The organism is Paraburkholderia acidicola, assembly GCF_002362315.1.
Lineage (GTDB): Bacteria > Pseudomonadota > Gammaproteobacteria > Burkholderiales > Burkholderiaceae > Paraburkholderia > Paraburkholderia acidicola.
In genome coordinates this window covers 103,660-120,143 of sequence record NZ_MTZV01000001.1, presented here as the reverse complement: position 1 = coordinate 120,143, position 16,484 = coordinate 103,660, and the positions used below count along the sequence as shown (strand labels likewise).

General features: G+C 64.6%; 17 protein-coding genes. 2 read left to right on the top strand and 15 right to left on the bottom strand.

The features are described from left to right. Nucleotides 1–23 precede the first annotated feature (23 nt). The 9 genes from otsA to mltG all read right to left on the bottom strand — a co-directional run bounded on the left by otsA (nt 24) and on the right by mltG (nt 8,259). On the bottom strand, nt 24–1,418 hold the full coding sequence (gene otsA / locus BWP39_RS00240) for an alpha,alpha-trehalose-phosphate synthase (UDP-forming) (RefSeq protein WP_096716397.1): 1,395 nt from the start codon (nt 1,416–1,418) through the stop codon (nt 24–26). Between the two features lie 118 nt (nt 1,419–1,536). After that, nucleotides 1,537–2,793: a mechanosensitive ion channel family protein gene (locus BWP39_RS00235; protein WP_096716696.1), complete on the bottom strand. Its 1,257-nt coding sequence runs from the start codon at nt 2,791–2,793 to the stop codon at nt 1,537–1,539. A gap of 15 nt (nt 2,794–2,808) precedes the next feature. Further along, on the bottom strand, nt 2,809–3,165 hold the full coding sequence (locus BWP39_RS00230) for a Rap1a/Tai family immunity protein (RefSeq protein WP_091016687.1): 357 nt from the start codon (nt 3,163–3,165) through the stop codon (nt 2,809–2,811). A 91-nt stretch (nt 3,166–3,256) separates the two neighbouring features. Then, nucleotides 3,257–4,018, bottom strand: coding sequence for an ankyrin repeat domain-containing protein (locus BWP39_RS00225; RefSeq protein WP_096716396.1), 762 nt, complete (start codon nt 4,016–4,018; stop codon nt 3,257–3,259). A gap of 51 nt (nt 4,019–4,069) precedes the next feature. Further along, a complete protein-coding gene (locus BWP39_RS00220) occupies nt 4,070–4,852 on the bottom strand; it encodes a TatD family hydrolase (protein WP_096716395.1) in 783 nt (260 codons plus the stop codon). A 58-nt stretch (nt 4,853–4,910) separates the two neighbouring features. Next, the gene (locus BWP39_RS00215) at nt 4,911–5,417 is read right to left on the bottom strand and encodes a GNAT family N-acetyltransferase (RefSeq protein WP_096716394.1); all 507 of its coding nucleotides are present in this window, start codon (nt 5,415–5,417) and stop codon (nt 4,911–4,913) included. Nucleotides 5,418–5,479: 62 nt separating this feature from the next. Beyond that, nucleotides 5,480–6,529, bottom strand: a complete 1,050-nt coding sequence (locus BWP39_RS00210; RefSeq protein WP_096716393.1) for a DNA polymerase III subunit delta' — start codon at nt 6,527–6,529, stop codon at nt 5,480–5,482. Between the two features lie 93 nt (nt 6,530–6,622). After that, a complete protein-coding gene (tmk, locus tag BWP39_RS00205) occupies nt 6,623–7,243 on the bottom strand; it encodes a dTMP kinase (protein ID WP_096716695.1) in 621 nt (206 codons plus the stop codon). Continuing rightward, on the bottom strand, nt 7,243–8,259 hold the full coding sequence (mltG, locus tag BWP39_RS00200; protein ID WP_096716392.1) for an endolytic transglycosylase MltG: 1,017 nt from the start codon (nt 8,257–8,259) through the stop codon (nt 7,243–7,245). Before mltG ends, tmk begins: the two co-directional genes overlap by 1 nt. Before the next feature lie 78 nt (nt 8,260–8,337). Here mltG and ygfZ point away from each other — a divergent pair, with 78 nt between their 5' ends. Both ygfZ and BWP39_RS00190 read left to right on the top strand, forming a co-directional pair. Continuing rightward, entirely contained in the window at nt 8,338–9,405 is a 1,068-nt protein-coding gene (ygfZ, locus tag BWP39_RS00195) for a CAF17-like 4Fe-4S cluster assembly/insertion protein YgfZ (RefSeq protein ID WP_096716391.1), read from the top strand. 55 nt (nt 9,406–9,460) lie between these two features. Further along, nucleotides 9,461–10,273, top strand: coding sequence for an NRDE family protein (locus BWP39_RS00190; RefSeq protein WP_096716390.1), 813 nt, complete (start codon nt 9,461–9,463; stop codon nt 10,271–10,273). A 47-nt stretch (nt 10,274–10,320) separates the two neighbouring features. Here BWP39_RS00190 and BWP39_RS00185 read toward each other — a convergent pair whose 3' ends face one another. The 6 genes from BWP39_RS00185 to BWP39_RS00160 all read right to left on the bottom strand — a co-directional run bounded on the left by BWP39_RS00185 (nt 10,321) and on the right by BWP39_RS00160 (nt 16,336). Next, nucleotides 10,321–11,289, bottom strand: a complete 969-nt coding sequence (locus BWP39_RS00185; RefSeq protein ID WP_096716694.1) for an alpha/beta hydrolase — start codon at nt 11,287–11,289, stop codon at nt 10,321–10,323. A gap of 114 nt (nt 11,290–11,403) precedes the next feature. Next, a complete protein-coding gene (locus BWP39_RS00180) occupies nt 11,404–12,297 on the bottom strand; it encodes an SDR family oxidoreductase (RefSeq protein ID WP_096716389.1) in 894 nt (297 codons plus the stop codon). A gap of 86 nt (nt 12,298–12,383) precedes the next feature. Beyond that, complete coding sequence (locus tag BWP39_RS00175; protein ID WP_096716388.1) at nt 12,384–13,382, bottom strand: NADP-dependent oxidoreductase; 999 nt, start codon at nt 13,380–13,382, stop codon at nt 12,384–12,386. A 59-nt stretch (nt 13,383–13,441) separates the two neighbouring features. Then, the gene (locus BWP39_RS00170; RefSeq protein WP_096716387.1) at nt 13,442–13,933 is read right to left on the bottom strand and encodes a PaaI family thioesterase; all 492 of its coding nucleotides are present in this window, start codon (nt 13,931–13,933) and stop codon (nt 13,442–13,444) included. A 9-nt stretch (nt 13,934–13,942) separates the two neighbouring features. After that, on the bottom strand, nt 13,943–14,245 hold the full coding sequence (locus BWP39_RS00165) for a Dabb family protein (protein ID WP_096716386.1): 303 nt from the start codon (nt 14,243–14,245) through the stop codon (nt 13,943–13,945). Between the two features lie 123 nt (nt 14,246–14,368). Then, a complete protein-coding gene (locus BWP39_RS00160) occupies nt 14,369–16,336 on the bottom strand; it encodes a PAS domain-containing hybrid sensor histidine kinase/response regulator (protein ID WP_096716693.1) in 1,968 nt (655 codons plus the stop codon). Nucleotides 16,337–16,484: the final 148 nt, after the last annotated feature.

Here is a 16,484-nt window from a genome sequence, read left to right as displayed (position 1 = left end):
TAGCGTGAGCGTGGCACCGCGCATCAACGACCCTCGCCCCCCGGCACGCTACGCAGATCGCGCAGGAACGAATCGCGCCACACACCGAGATCGTTCTTGCGCAGTGCCGCCATGTTCACCTGATGACGGCGCTGACGCTCTTTCAGCGGCATCGATAACGCCTGCTGCAGCGCCTCGCACATGCCGATCGCATCGTGTGGATTCACGAGCAGCGAGCCGCTCAACTCGGCGGCCGCGCCGGCGAAAATCGACAGCACCAGCACGCCGGGATCGTCGGGGTTCTGCGCGGCGACATATTCCTTCGCGACGAGATTCATGCCGTCGTGCAGCGGCGTCACAAAACCAATCTGCGATTCGCGAAACAACGACATCAGCTTCCAGCGGTCGTAACGCTGGTTCAGGTAACGAATCGGTGTGTAGTCGAGGCCCGAGTAGCGTCCGTTGATACGCCCCGCCTCGCCTTCGAGTTCCTGCCGAATCAGTTGATACGTTTCGACGTCCGAGCGCGTCGGCGGTGCGATCTGTACGAGCGTGACATTGCCGCGCCACTCGGGCGAGCGCTCGAGCAACTGCTCGAAAGCCCGGAAGCGCTCCACCAGTCCTTTCGAATAATCGAGCCGGTCGACGCTCATGATCAGCTTGCGTCCCTCGAGGCTCTGCTTCAGATCGAGCACATGCTGACGGCTTTCGTAGCGCTGCGCCTGCTCGGCGATTTCATCGGGAAACACGCCGATGCGATAGACGCCCGTACGCAAGTGGCGACCGAACGCTTCGACGCGATCGTCGGCGCTCACCGTGCCGCGCGCATGACGCGTGATGTAGTCGTGGAACGCGAGTTGATCGGTCGTGGTCTGGAATCCCAGCAGATCGAAGCAGCACAGCGACTTCACCAGTTCCTCGTGCGGCGGAATGCTGAAGATGATCTGCGGCGCCGGAAACGGAATATGCAGAAAGAAGCCGATGCGGTTCGTCACGCCTTCCGCGCGCAGCGCTTCGGCGAAGGGGATCAGGTGATAGTCGTGAACCCAGATGATGTCGTCGGGTTCGAGCAGTCTGGTCAGCTTGTGCGCGAGCCATGCATTCACGCGCCGGTAGCCCGCGTATTCGTCGCGCTCGTAGCGCGCGAGGTCGTTGCGGTAATGGAACACCGGCCACAGCGTTGCGTTCGAGAACCCGCGGTAGTACTGATCGTAGTCCTTGCGCGTGAGGCCCACCGTTGCGAACGTCACGCGACCTTCCTGGGCGAGCGTCGGACCGGCGTGGGCAACTGTTTCGCTGACGACGTCGCCGCTCCAGCCGAACCAGACCCCGCCGGCATCCTTCAACGCACCGAATACGCCCACCGCGAGGCCGCCCGCCGAGCCCTTCGTTTCGGTCGGTGTGGCGACGCGGTTCGATACGACGATCAGTCGACCCATGGTGTGTTTTCTCCTCGGTTCGGACGGGCGCGCGTGCGGCGTGCGCGTTCGGTGACGGGTGGCTGGCCAATCTCGCAGGCGGCAGAATCGCTACTGTGAACGTCGGCAGCGGGAGTGCTCAGTTCGACCGGCTCGCCGCCGGATCGTTTGCAATTTCGTCCGGCGGCCGGCTCGCAGCCGATGCGGCGCGCTGGCCGCGATTTCCACCACGATTCGCCACCGGATCGGCTTCGGTGCGCGCGGCGGTGCTCGACGCGGGCGTACGCGCATGCGCGGGCAACCAGTCGAGCGCACCTTCAGCGGCCCCGAGTTCCGCCGACACCTCAGCACGCGAATGCGGCAGATACTGCGGATAGTGCGTCTGCACGAACACCAGCAGCCCTTCGCGCACGCGGCAACGCAAGTCCCAGCTCAGCCCCGAATCCGCCGAGCTGACCAGCACGCGCAACTGCATCGAACGCTCGGTTGCGTCGGTAACCTGCAGCACCTGTACACGTCCATCCCATTCGGGCGCGGCCTCGACGAGGCGCCCGAGTTCCTCGCGCAGCGGCGCGAGCGGCATCCGGTAATCGACGTACAGAAAGACCGTGCCGATGATCTGCGCGCTGCTGCGCGTCCAGTTCGCGAACGGGTTCTCGATGAACCATTGCAGCGGCACGATCAGCCGGCGCTGGTCCCACAACCGCACCGACACATAGGTGCCGGTGATTTCCTCGATACGCCCCCACTCGCCCTGGATCACGACGACGTCTTCGAGGCGGATCGGTTGCGAGAGCGCGATCTGCAACCCGGCGATCAGATTGCCGAGCACCGGCCGCGCGGCAATACCGGCAATCAAACCGGCGACGCCCGCCGACGCCAGCAGGCTCGCGCCGATCTGGCGCACGCCTGGAAACGTCATCAGCGCGCCGCCAACACCGACGATCACGATCACCACCATCACCGAGCGCGCCAGCACCCGCGCCTGCGTGTGAATCCTGCGTGCCTCGAGGTTGTCGGCGGTGTCGAGCGGATGCGCCTGGATGATCGCTTCGCCGATCGCGGCGGCCGAGCGCATCGACAGCCAGGTCAGCGCGCCGATCAGCACGACACCCGCCATGTTGCGCAGCACGCCGACGAGCGGCAGCGTATCGGGCGCTTCCCACCAGATGAATTCGAGCCCGACGATCGCCAGCACGACCAGTGCGGGCCGGTTGATATAGCGCAGGATCACGCTCATCAACGGATACGGTCGCGCGATCCGCACGAGAATGCGCGCGCCGATGCGATGGACGGCAAACGCGAGCGCGAGGACGACGACGGAAACGACGACCGCGCCCGGCCAGGTGTGCAGCGGGGCATCGGCGATACGCGCGATGTCGTCGGTGGTGAGCATGAACGCCACCCGCGCTCAGCTACCCGTCTTGCAGGGGAATGCCTTGCCGAGCCCGAGTGAAATAGCGGTGCTCGCGTTGTAGCCCGCCACGTTGGGATTTTCAGCGATATAACGGCGCACCGCGTCCGTCAGTTGTTGCGAACGGGCGTCGGCGGGCAGGCAGAAGTACTGGCCGACCCGTGGGCCGGTCGTGCCGCCGATCGCATCGATCGTGTTGAAGACGCCGTCGGCCGCGCCTTCGATGTAGGCCGCGCACGCACTGCGTGACGCGATATCGGTTTTCGTACACAGCCTGTTGAGGTCGCTCGCGGTAAACGCGGCTGCCGATAAGGGTATGGCCAGCGCGCTCGCGCAAATCAAAGCCCGCAGCATGGTGATCCTTTATGTGAGCAAGCGGTTATCGGGCGATCTGGTGTCGCATCCGGCGGCGCGTTCCGGCATGACACCGGACGCGCCGCAACCGTTATTTTGCACCGTTTTGCGGGGCTGCCGGTGGCTGGCTCTGCATTTGCTGGAGCCGTGCCGTCAGTCCTTCGACGACATCGGGTGCCTTGTAGTGCTTCGCGAAGTCGAGTGCGGTCAGACCGAGCTGGTTCTTCACGGTCAGGTCGGCACCGTTATCGAGCAGCAGCTTGACCGTCGACACATGATTGGCGCGTGCGGCCATCATCAGCGGTGTGGTGCCGTTCGGCGAACCGGCGTCGACGTACGCCGAGTGATCGAGCAACAGCTTCACGATGTCGTCATGACCGTTCGATGCCGCGTAGTGCAGCGGCGCCCAGCCCTTCTTGTTGACTTCGGCATCTTTTGAAATCAGCAGGTTGACGAGGTCGATGTCGCCGTTCAGCGACGCCAGCATCATCGCGTTTTCGCCGGCCTTGTCCTCGATCTCGATGTTGGTCTTCGGATTGGCGATCAGTGCGGCGGCGACCTTGTCGGATTTCTCGCGGGCAGCGAGCACGAGGAGCGGCAGGCCCTGATCGTCGGTCATGTTCGGATCCATGCCGTTGGCGAGCTGCTTCGTCACTTCCTTCACATCGTCGAACTTGACGGCCTTGATCATCGTGTCGGCGGGCGCGGCCTGCACCGGCAACGCACCGCAGGCCGCCCACGCGAGTCCGCCGGCCAGCGCGAGCCGGGCTGCCCCGCGTTTGAACGCGGACAGGCGGATGAAAGGAACGACGGAGGCTGAACCGATGACGATCTGACTGGAGTTATTTCTCATATTCTAGTTTAGGTATCTTCCCTATCCTGTTGATAATATTGAATATCAAGATCACGGCACCGGGATCTTGAAGAGCCGGAAGAAGTTCGCTGTGGTCGCTGCGGCGAGTGCGGCTTCCGGCATCTCACGCTGCTGCGCGATGAAGCGTCCGACATGGCTGACGTACGCAGGTTCATTCGGCTTGCCGCGATACGGCACGGGAGCCAGGTACGGCGAGTCGGTTTCGATCAGCAGGCGCTCGAGCGGCACGCGGCGCGCGACGTCCTGAACCTCGGTCGCGCTCTTGAAGGTGACGATGCCCGACAGCGAGATGTGGAAATTCTGCGCGAGCGCCCGCTCGGCGACCGGCCACGCTTCGGTGAAGCAATGCATGACGCCGCCGGGCACGTCGGCGTGTTCCTCGGCCATGATGCGCAGTGTGTCGTCGGCGGAGGCGCGTGTGTGGATGATCAGCGGCTTGCCGGTGGCGTGCGCCGCGCGGATATGGGTGCGGAAACGCTCGCGCTGCCATTCCATGTCGGCAATGGTGCGGCCTTCGAGCCGGTAGTAGTCGAGCCCCGTCTCGCCGATCGCGACGACCTTCGGGTGCCCGGCCAGCTCGACCAGCCCGGCCACGTCCGGCTCCTGCGCATCCTCGTGATCCGGATGCACGCCGACCGATGCGTAGACGTTGTCATAGGTGCGCGCAATCTCGAGCACGGACGGCAGCGTTTCGAGGTCGACCGACACGCACAGCGCGTGTGTCACCGAATGCATGCGCATGTTCTCGAGCACCTGCGGCAGGCGCTCGGCGAGACCTTCGAAATTGATGTGGCAATGCGAGTCGACAAACATGAGGGTGTCCTGCGATGTATCGGGAAAGGCGTTTGCTCAGGTAGCGCTCAGGCGTTGCTCATCCGACGACGCGGTGCCCGAGGATCACCAGGTCGCGCTCCACGCCGTCCAGCACTGCGACGCGCGGCAGCGTACCCCACACGTCGAAACCGAAACCGCGGAAGAGCCGCAGGCTCGGTTCATTGTGGCCGAAAATGAAGCCGAGCACCGTGTCGATGCCGAGCGCGGGTGCGGCTGCCAGCGAAGCCGCCAGCAACTGCTTGCCGAGTCCCTTGCCGCGCGCATCTTCGTGCAGATAGATGCTCACTTCGGCACTGCGCGAATACGCCGGACGCCCGTAGAAGTTCGAGAAACTGAGCCACGCGATGATCTGCCCGCCGTCCTCGACGACCCACAGCGGCCGCTTGTCCGGCCCGTGCTCGTGAAACCACGCGAGCCGGCTCTCGATGCTGACTGGCTCGAGATCGGCGGTCACGTTGCGCGACGGCACCGTCGAGTTGTAGATGGCGACGATGGCGGGCAGATCGTCGAGCGTGGCGTTGCGGTAGGGGAGATTCGTGGTCATCGGTGAAATCGGCTAGCGGGGGGGTATGCAATCAGCGCGTGCGGTCAAACCTCGGGCGAAGGTCAGCCAAACAACGCGCGATAGCCAAGGAACAGTTCCTCGAACACCAGGCGCGCATTGAGCGGATGGTTCTCGACCGCGCGCTGCCGCGTCACGGTCCGGATAAAGCGTGCGAACGTGCTCGCATCGACCTGCGCCGCGCAGCGCTCCAGCGCCGCTGCGGCTTCAGGGAAATAACGCGGCGTGCCGGCCGTGCGCTGCGCCAGCAGGTCATATAGCCACCTCTGCAGCCAGCCGAGCACGAGCGGCACCGGCAGCTTCTGCAGCGCCTCGCCGCACGCGAATGCATCACACGCGGCGCCGCTTGCAAGCTGCTTGAGCGTCCAGTCGCGCAGCGCGCGGTTTTCGTCGGCGGCGAGCGCCAGCGCGGCCAGCGGTGCGCCGCCCGCCTGGGCGAGCAGCGCCGGTGCGTCGTCGATGCCTTGCGCGGCGAGCCACCTGGTGGCGACATCGGCGCCGGGCGTAGCGAGCGGCCATTGCCGGCAACGGCTGATGATGGTCGGCAGCAACCGGTCGATGCGCGCCGACACCATCAGGAACACAACACCCGACGGCGGTTCTTCGAGCGTTTTCAGCAACGCGTTAGCCGCCGCGACATTGAGCGCTTCGGCCGGATACAGCACGACCACGCGCGCCCCGCCGCGGTGCGAGCCGACGCCGCAGAAGTCGAGCAACGCCCGGACCTGTTCGATCTTGATTTCCTTGCTCGGCGCGCGGCTCTTCTTGCCGTCATCGTCGCCTTTGTCGGCCTTGCCGGCCTGATCCTCCTTATTGTCCGCACTGGAGACAAAACCCGATTCAGCCGCCAGCGCCTCCGGCAGCACGATCCGGTAATCGGGGTGATTGCCCTGCACGAACCAGTTGCACGCCGCGCACGCGCCGCACGGCTCGCCATTCGCGAGCGGCGCTTCGCAGAGCATGCCCTGCGCGAGATGCTGCGCAAAACGCAGCTTGCCGATTCCCGTCTGCCCATAGAGAAGCAACGCATGCGGCCAGTGCGCGCGCAGTTGCTGCATTCGGTTCCAGTCGTCGGTTTGCCACGGATAAATCATCGTTTTCTTTTGATTCAATAAGTTACGAGGTGAATCTTTTGTATCGGCTGAGCTATTTCAGCGCTCATGACAGCAACTTATATCAGTTAAAAATCATAAGGTTGCAATCAGTTTTTCAAGTTGACTCTGAATTTGCGGGATGCTCTGCGTCGAATCGACGATGGCAAACCGGTATGGCGCCTCTTCAGCCCGGCGCAGGTATTCTGCCCGCGTCCGCGTGAAGAACGCATCCGACTCGCTTTCGAACCGGTCCGGCTCGCGTGCCGCGCCGCGGCGCTCGCTGGCGGTTCCCGGCGGCAGGTCGAACAGCACCGTCAGATCGGGCTGGAAACCGCCCTGCACCCAACGCTCGAGCGCTTCGAGTTTGTCGCGCGGCAAGCCGCGGCCGCCGCCCTGGTAGGCGAACGTCGCATCGGTGAAACGGTCGGACAGCACCCAGTCGCCGCGTGCCAGCGCCGGCTCGATGACCTGCGCCAGATGCTCGCGGCGCGCCGCGAACATCAGCAGCGCTTCGGTTTCGAGATCCATGGTCCGGTGCAGCAGGATCTCGCGCAGCGACTCGCCGAGCTTCGTGCCGCCCGGCTCGCGCGTCATGACCACCTCGCGCCCGGTGGGCGCGACCTTCGCATCGAGCCGCTCGTGGAACCAGGCAAGGTGCGTCGTCTTGCCCGCCCCATCGATGCCTTCGAACGTGATGAATTTGCCCCGCGCCATCATTGACCTCGGATGTACTTGTCGACGGCCTTGTTGTGATCGCCGAGCGTGTCAGAAAAAATGCTTAGGCCGCTGCCATCGCCGCGGGAGACGAAATAAAGCGCGTTGGTCTGTGCCGGATTCAGCGCCGCCTGAAGCGACGCCACCCCTGGCAGTGAGATCGGTGTCGGCGGCAAGCCGGTACGGGTGTACGTATTGTAAGGAGTGTCGGTCTGCAGATCCCGCTTGTGCAGGCGCCCCGCGTAGCTGTCGCCGAGCCCGTAGATCACGGTGGGATCGGTCTGCAGCGGCATACCGAGCCGCAGACGGTTCGCGAACACCGCCGCGACGAGCGAGCGGTCGGATGCCTTGCCGGTTTCCTTTTCGACGATCGATGCCATGGTCAGCGCATCATAGGCGCTCTTGTACGGCAGACCGGGCGCGCGTGCGGTCCATGCCTCGTCGAGACGCACCTGCATCAGCCGGTACGCGCGACGATACACGTCGAGGTCGCTCGTGTTCTTGTCGAACAGGTAGGTGTCCGGGAAGAACAGCCCTTCCGCATTGCCCGTCGGCGCTTCCTGCGCGCCGATCGCCTTCAGCAGATCGGCGTCGGTCATACCGGCCGTGTCGTGCTTCAGCGCCGGATTCGCGTCGATTTCGGAGCGCATGCGGCGAAACGTCCAGCCCTCGATGATCGTCGCCACATACTCGTTGACGTCGCCGCGCGCCAGTTTTTGCAGCACGTCGTACGGCGTCACGCCGCTTTTGAACTCGTAATTGCCCGACTTCAGCTGGCTCTGCAGGCCAAGCAGGCGTGTCATCCACACGAACAGTTCGGTCGCGACCGGCACGCCGCCGCGCCGCAGTTGCAGCGTCACACTGCGCAGGCTGCTGTGCGGCTTGATCGTCACGTCGAGCTGCTGAGGGGTCAGTACGAGTGGAGCCTGGGACCAGTAACATCCGCCGGCTGCTGCGGCCGCGGCCAGCACGACGAGCGCCGTGCCGGCAACGAGACATTTTTTCAGGAGGGGCATGCAAAACATGGCTGGGGAGGACCCCATATAATACTTGCTTGCCCCCGCTAAAGTCTCAACTGACTGCTCCGCCAATCCATGACCGCCCCGCTCGCACCCGCTCCCGCCCCTTCCGTGTCGCCCGCCGTGTCGCCTGCTGCCGCAGCGTCGCTGCCGGTGCTGCCGCGCCCCGGTAGCGCGCAATTCGAGGCCGTACTTAAGAGTGGCGCCTATATGCCGCTCACGCAGTTCGGCGTGATCTCGGTATCCGGCGACGACGCGGCGACGTTCCTGCACGGCCAGCTCACGAGCGACACCCAGCATCTCGACGCCGCCAACGCGCGCCTCGCCGGCTACTGCTCGCCCAAGGGCCGCCTGCTCGCGTCGTTTCTCGTGTGGCGCGACAGCGAGGCGATCCGCCTGCTGGTATCGAAGGACGTGCAGGCCGTGGTGCAGAAACGCCTGTCGATGTTCGTGCTGCGCGCCAAGGCGAAGCTCAGCGATGCCAGCGCCGACCTGCTCGCAGTCGGTCTGGCCGGCGACGTGCGCCATGCGCTCGCCGGCATCTTCGACGTGATTCCCGATGGCGTGCATGTGAAAGTCGACGGGCCGTTCGGCTCGCTGATCCGCGTGCCCGATGCCGAAGCGCGGCTGCGTTATCTATGGATCGGGCCGCGGGCCGAAGTCGAGGCGCATCTGCCGGCGCTCGATAGCAAGCTCGTGCGCGTGTCGCCGGCCGTGTGGGACTGGCTCGATATCCGCGCCGGCGAGCCGCGCATCACCGGGCCGGTCACCGAACAGTTCGTGCCGCAGATGGTCAATTTCGACGTGCTTGGCGGCGTGAATTTCCGCAAGGGCTGCTATCCGGGCCAGGAAATCGTCGCGCGCAGCCAGTATCGCGGCACGATCAAGCGGCGTACCGCGCTCGCGAATGTCGCGGGCGAAACGTCGACGGTGGCGGCGGGCGCGGAGCTGTTCCATTCCGCCGATCCTGGCCAGCCGTGCGGGATGGTCGTCAATGTCGCGTCCGCACCGGCGGGCGGCGTCGACGTGCTGGCCGAGATCAAGCTCGTGGCACTCGAAGGCGGCTCGGTGCATCTCGGTGCCGCCGATGGCCCCGCGCTGCACTTCCTGCCGCTGCCGTACGCGTGGCCGACCGAAGTCTGAAGTCTGACGCGTTGACCGCGGGCGGTCGGCCCGCCGCTTCCGGAGACTTCGACCGATGTGCCTGATTGTGTTCGACTGGCGTCCCGACGCAACCGACGGCGCGCTCTTCACGCTGGCCGCAAACCGCGATGAATTCTTCCGCCGCCCGGCCGAGCCGATGCAGTGGTGGAGCGATGCGCCGGGGTTACTCGCGGGACGAGATCTCGCCGGTGGCGGCACCTGGCTCGGCATGACCCGCGACGGCCGCTTTGCGGCCCTCACCAACTATCGCGCACCGCACGAGATGCGGCCCGATGCGCCGACCCGCGGCACGCTCGTCAGTCGTTTTCTGAGCGACGCTGCCGAGACGCCGTTCGATTATCTGCAGCAGGTCGCGCGTACCGGCAGTCTGTATAACGGCTTCAACCTGCTGGTCGGCGACTGGACCCGGCGCGAACTCGCGTGGTACTGCAATCGCGCGGATACCGCGCCTGCCCTTCTCGCAGCCGGCACACATGGCATCTCGAATGCGGTACTCGACACCGCCTGGCCGAAGCTCGTGCGCAAGCGTGCGGAACTCGGGGCATTGCTCGCAGAAGATCCCGCGGCACCGCTCGAACAGTTGATCGACCTGATGCGCGATCCGCGCCTCGCACGCGATGACGAATTGCCCGCTACCGGTCTTTCGCTTGAACGGGAACGCGCGTTGTCGGCGGCTTTTATCGAAGGGAGTGAATACGGAACGCGTGGCACGACCGCAGTGCGCGTCGTTATCCAGAGCGCGCAGCTCAGCGTTACCGCCGCCGAGCGCAGCGACGACGACGGTTCGCACCGGATCGTGCGGCCTGGCGATTTCGAGCGTAGCTTCGCGTTTAACGTCGAGCGGTAGCGCAGCGGCGCTGGGTCAACCTGCGCGACTCATGTCCGTGAGTGGGCTCAGTCGCTGCCAAACGTTCTAAACGCGCGCCGCAGCGCGGCTGTCGCATCCGCATGCGCACGCGCAACGTCCGGCACGAAGCCGCCCATCTTGAAGAACTCGTGGATCATCCCGGCATAGCATTCGAGCGTAACGTCGTTGCCTGCCGCACGCAGTTTCTGCGCATAAGCCACACCTTCGTCGCAAAGCGGATCGTATTCGGCCACCGCGATCCAGGCCGGCGCGATGCCGCCGAAACCTGGCGCCCCACGTGTGCCGTCGAGCGGCGCGAAACGCCAGTCGTCGCGATCGCCCGGGTCGCGCACGTATTGCTCGAAGAACCACTGGATCGTCTGGCCCGACAACAGGAAACCGTCGGCCAGCCGCGCATGTGAAGCGGTCTGTTGATGGCCGCCCGTGCCTGGATAGATAAGCAGTTGCAATGCGAGCGCGATACCGGCGTCGCGGGCGAGCACCGCGCACACGGTGGCGAGCGTTCCGCCCGCACTGTCGCCGCCCACCGCGAGCCGCGCTGCATCGATGCCGTACAGTGCGGCGTTGGCGTGCAGCCAGGTGAGCGCATCGAATGCATCGTCCACGGCCACCGGAAACCGGTGCTCGGGCGCGAGCCGGTAGTCGACCGATAGCACCGCGCAGCGTGCATCGCGCGCGAACATGCGGCATAGCGCATCGTGCGTATCGACGCTGCCGACCGTGAAGCCGCCACCATGAAAATAAACGAGCGCAGGGACCGGCTCCGCCCAGCCCGGTTCGACCGGTTGATGGAGCCGGGCGCGGATCGACGCACCGTCGCGTGTCGGCACGGCGCAGTCTTCGACCGCATACATCGGCGCGCTCGCGATCTCGAGAATCGGTGCGCTCTTCTCATACGATGCGCGCGCCTGCTGCGCGGTCAACGTGTGAAACGGCGGGCGCCCGGCACGCTCGATCGACTCGAGCACCTGGGCGATCTTCGGATTCAGCGGCATGGGTCGGTGAAGCGGCGCGCTCGCGCCACGCAGTGGAATGAGCGCCGTATGATGCCACGGCGCCATGACGGCACGCAGGGCGCACATCGGTGCGCCCTGCGCGGCACGTTCGATCTATTCGCTGGCTTTCGAGTCGGCCTTCGAGTCGGGCTTCACTTCGGGCTTCAGCGACATCGGATCGACCGGATTGCGCAACTGCTCAATATCTTCGTGCCGCATCCGGACTGTCGCCATGATCGGCGGATGCGTGACGATATAGAAGCGGCCCTCGTCGATTGCTTCGAACGTGATGTTGGCGACATCGGCGGCGTTCAGCTTGCCGGACTCGACCGCGCGATGCAGTTGCTTGGCGGCCGCGACCTGCGAACGGGTCGGCGCGGCGTCATTGCGCAACCCGTCGGGACGGCTGCGCTCTGCATTAGCGATGCCCGTCGGTACGAAAGCCGGACAGAGCAACGAGCAACCGACCGGGCCGCCCACGAGCTTCAGATCGTGATACAGCGTCTCGGTCAACGACACGACCGCGTGCTTCGACGCGTTGTAGACACCCATCGACGGCGGCGACAACAGCCCCGCCACCGAAGCCGTGTTGACGATATGCGCCGGTTCGTTCTGCCGCAGCATGATCGGCGTGAACACACGCACGCCGTGCGCGACGCCCATCACGTTGACGCCGAACACCCACGCCCAGTCGTTCGCGCTGCTCTCCCAGACGAAGCCAACCGAGCCGACACCAGCATTGTTGAACAGCAGATGAACCTTGCCGAACGCATCGAGCGCGGCGAGCGCGAGCGCTTCCACCTGCGTGGGATCGGTGACATCGGTCGGCACACCGATCGCATCGGCGCCGGTTGCGCGCAACGCTTCGACGGTCTGCGCGAGCGCATTACCGTCGACATCGGCGAGCACCAGCTTCATACCGAGTGCCGCGCCCTTCTCTGCAAAGGCACGACCGAATCCGCTTGCCGCGCCGGTGATCACGGCGACCTTGCCGTCGAACTGAAACATGCTGTCTCCCAATGGAATCGTTCTTGTCTCTCGCATTCGGTACACGGCCCGGTATCGTCATCCAGGCCGCAACACCATCATCACGCTCACACGAGCTTGACGAGCTGCTTGCCGAAATTCTTGCCCTTCAGCAGACCCATAAATGCTTCGGGCGCATTCTCGAGTCCGTCAGCGATAGTCTCGCGGTAATGCAGTTTCTTCTGCGCGACCAGCGTGCCGAGTTGCCCCAGCGCTTCCGGCCACACCTCCATGTGTTCCGAAACGATAAAGCCCTGCACGAGCAGGCGCTGCGTGAGCAGCAACGCGGGGCGCTTCATCGGCAGCGGCTCGCCGTCGTAGCCCGCGATCATCCCGCACAACGCGATGCGACCGAACGCATTCATCCGCGCGAGCGTAACGTCGAGCACGTCGCCACCGACGTTGTCGAAGTAACCGTCGACGCCATCGGGCGTGGCGGCCTTGAGATCCTGGTACAGATTGCCGGCCTTGTAGTCAACGCACGCATCGAAGCCAAGCGAGTCGACGACATAACGGCACTTGTCGGCGCCGCCCGCGATGCCGATCGCGCGGCAGCCGGCCAGTTTGGCGAGTTGCCCGACCACACTGCCCACCGCACCGCTCGCCGCGCTAACGACGACCGTTTCGCCGGCCTTCGGCGCGATGATCCGGTTCAGGCCGTACCACGCGGTGACACCGGTCATGCCGACGGCGCCGAGATAGGCGGACAGCGGCACATGGGTATCGTCGACCTTGTTGAGGCCCTTGCCGTTCGACGTGCCATATTCCTGCCAGCCGAACATACCGACAACCTTCTCCCCAACTGCGAACTTCGGGTGCTTCGATTCGACGATCTCGCCGACTGTTCCACCGATCATCACTTCATCGAGCGGTTGCGGCACCGCGTACGACTTGCTGTCGTTCATCCGGCCGCGCATGTACGGGTCGAGCGACAAATAGTGATTGCGCACGCGCACTTCGCCGTCGGCGAGCGGCGCGAGCGGTGTCTCGACGAGCTTGAAGTTGTCCGGCGTGACGGGGCCTTGCGGACGGGATGCAAGCAGGATCTGCCGGTTGATCTGGGTCATGACGAACCTCTTTGATAAAAATGGGCACAGCAGCTATCGACGAAACCAGCGCAATGGCGTCAGCCGTCGCTTGGGCCGGGTGTCGCGGACGGATCGCTGCGCAGACGTTGAAGCTTGACATCACGGCCGACCGCAAGCCGTCGCATGTACTTGAATGTGCCGAGCGCCTTGGCGACGAAATGGCCTTCGCTGTCGCGGATCTCGCCTTCGCAGTAAGCCATCGTCGTCGAGCGGTGCAGCACGCGTGCGTGCGCGCGCAGTTCGCCGCGGCCCGGTTGCATGAAGTTGACCTTCATTTCGACGGTGACGACGCCGACGCCGTCGTCGGCGAGTGAACGTGCGGCCATCGCAAGCGCGACGTCGGCGAGCGTCATCGTGACGCCGCCGTGGGCGACGTCCCAGGTGTTCATATGATCGTGTGCAAGCGGCAGCATTACTTCGCTTGCACCGTCCGCCGCACTGACGAGACGCAGACCGAGATGATCGACGAACGGGCTTTCGAGTATCGGCTGCCCGGCGCTGGCAGGGGCGGATTTACGCGGAGAGGTCATTGCGTTGGATCACACTTCGAAGTCGACACATTCGCGCGTCTCGCGCACCGCACCGACGAACGACTTGAGCGCTTCATGCACCGGATGAACCTGGTAGGCATCGAGTGCAGCCTTGTCCGTGAAGTCGGAAACCAGCACGACGTCATAGGTCGAATCGAGACCCGGTGCGGCAACGCCGGCTTCCAGATGCAGAATGCCAGGCACGATGTTGCGGCAACCTTCGAGCCGTTCCTTCAGCTTCAGCGCGTTTTCCGCACGGCTCGCACCTTCGGCGTGTTCTTTCAGCTTCCACATCACAATATGGCGTATCACGGTGTTCCTCGTCGTTCAGTAGATGGTTCTGTCAATGCAGCAGGCTATGAGCGCGTAAGCCTATCAAAATAACGGTGGCAACGTACGGCGAGCGGGCAGGTTCGAATCGCATGTAATCGCCGCTCAACCGGCTTCGCGCGGCGTCGCAGCCAGCGCAATAAATTCGTCGAGCAACGCCATATCGACAGGCTTCACCAGATGCACATCGAAGCCCGCCTCGCGCGTACGCTCGCGATCGCTGCTCTGGCCGAAGCCCGTCATCGCGGCAAAGCGCGTGCCACGCAACTCGGGCAGCGCGCGTAGCATGCGCAGCACCGTGAAACCGTCGATGCCAGGCATCGCGAGATCGATCAACGCGATGTGCGGCGTCAGCCGGCGCGCAGCCTCGACTGCATGTTCGCCGCGGTAGACAACCTGCGCGCGATGTCCCTTCATTTCGAACAGCATCGCGAGGCTGTCCGCCGAATCGCGGTTGTCGTCGACGATCAGCACACGCAGGCCAGGCGTGCCGTACCGGGGCTCGCTCGTCTTGTCATCCGTCGACAGCGGCGCAAGCTCTGGATGCGCTGGCAGACGCACCGTGAATACGCTGCCTTTCCCAGGCCCGGCGCTCGCCGCGAAAATCGATCCGTGGTGCAGTTCGACCAGCGAGCGGCACAGCGTGAGCCCGATCCCCAGACCGCTTTCGCCGGTGTTCTGCGACGCAGGCATCTGCGTGAACAGGCTGAAGATCGTATCCAGCGCGTCTGGCGGAATACCGCAGCCGGCATCGGAAACGCGCAGCACCGCCATGCGGTTTTCGATCGCCATATGGATGCCGATGCAACTTCCCTCCGGCGAGAACTTGGATGCGTTATGCAACAGGTTCTGTATGACCTGGACGAGGCGCGTCATGTCGCCACTCACGACGATCGACGTACGCTCCATCTGCAGATCGATACTCTGCTGGCGCGCATCGATAAACGGCTGCGCGGCTTCGACACTGCGCACCAGTACGTCGCGCAGTTCGACCGGAGCGATTCGCAGCTCGACCTTCCCCGACGTGATCCGGCCAACATCGAGCAGATCTTCGACGAGCCTCGTCAGATGCGTGATCTGGCGATCCATCGTGTCGCGGCAACGGCGCACTGTCTCGCTCACGCCTTCTTCGAGCTGCATCGCCGCGAGCGCGTTGCGCACCGGTGCGAGCGGGTTGCGCAGTTCGTGCGCGAGCGTCGCGAGGAATTTCTTCATCCGCTGGCTCGCCTGCTCGACCTCTTCCAGGCGCTTGCGCTCGCTCATGTCGCGCGTGACTTTCGCGAACCCGCGCAACTCGCGAGCCTCGTCGTAGATTGCGGTGATCGTGACGTTGGCCCAGAAGGTCGTACCGTCCTTGCGTACGCGCCAGCCTTCGTCCTCGACGCGGCCCTGTTCGCGCGCGATGGTGAGTTCGCGCAGCGGCTTGCCGGTCGCCACGTCTTCGGCGGTGTAGAACACCGAAAAATGCTGACCGACGATTTCATCGCGCCGATAACCGTTGATATGCGCCGCACCGGCGTTCCAGCTCATTACGCGACCGTCGGGGTCGAGCATGAAGATCGCGTAGTCACTCACGCCTTCGACCAGCAAGCGGAAGCGCTCCTCGCTGCGGCGCAGCGCCTCGTCGGCCTCACGCTGCGTAGTCAGATCGCGCGTGACCTTGGCAAAGCCGACCACCGCGCCGCCTGGCCCGCGCCGCGCCGTGATGATCACGTTCGCCCAGAACAGCGTGCCGTCCTTGCGCACACGCCAGCCTTCATCCTCGAAGCGGCCGAGCAGGCGCGCCTGTTCGAGTTCATAGGCGGGCCAGCCGCGCTCGACCGCTTCCGCGGTATAGAAGCGCGAAAAATGCGAACCGAGTATCTCGTGCTCCGCATAGCCCTTCAGTTTCGCCGCGCCCGCGTTCCAGCTGATGATGCGGCCCGTGGCATCGAGCATGAAGACCGCGTAGTCCTCGATTGCCTGAACCAGCGCGCGAAAGCTCTCCTCGGTCGGCACGGCGATCGGGTTGACCGGCGCACCCGAGATCGGGCCGACGTCGCCGGACAGGCGGGAAGGATTGGACGGATTCATGGAGTGTCGACACGGCGCGCGGGGGGAACGCGGCAAGCATACACCGTGCAAACCGTTGCGCGCACACCCTTGGTGGGCCTGCGTTACCGGTTGTTCCGATGCGCGGGAGCCGCGCGTGCGGCGCGCCCCGGCAACATCAGATTCGAAC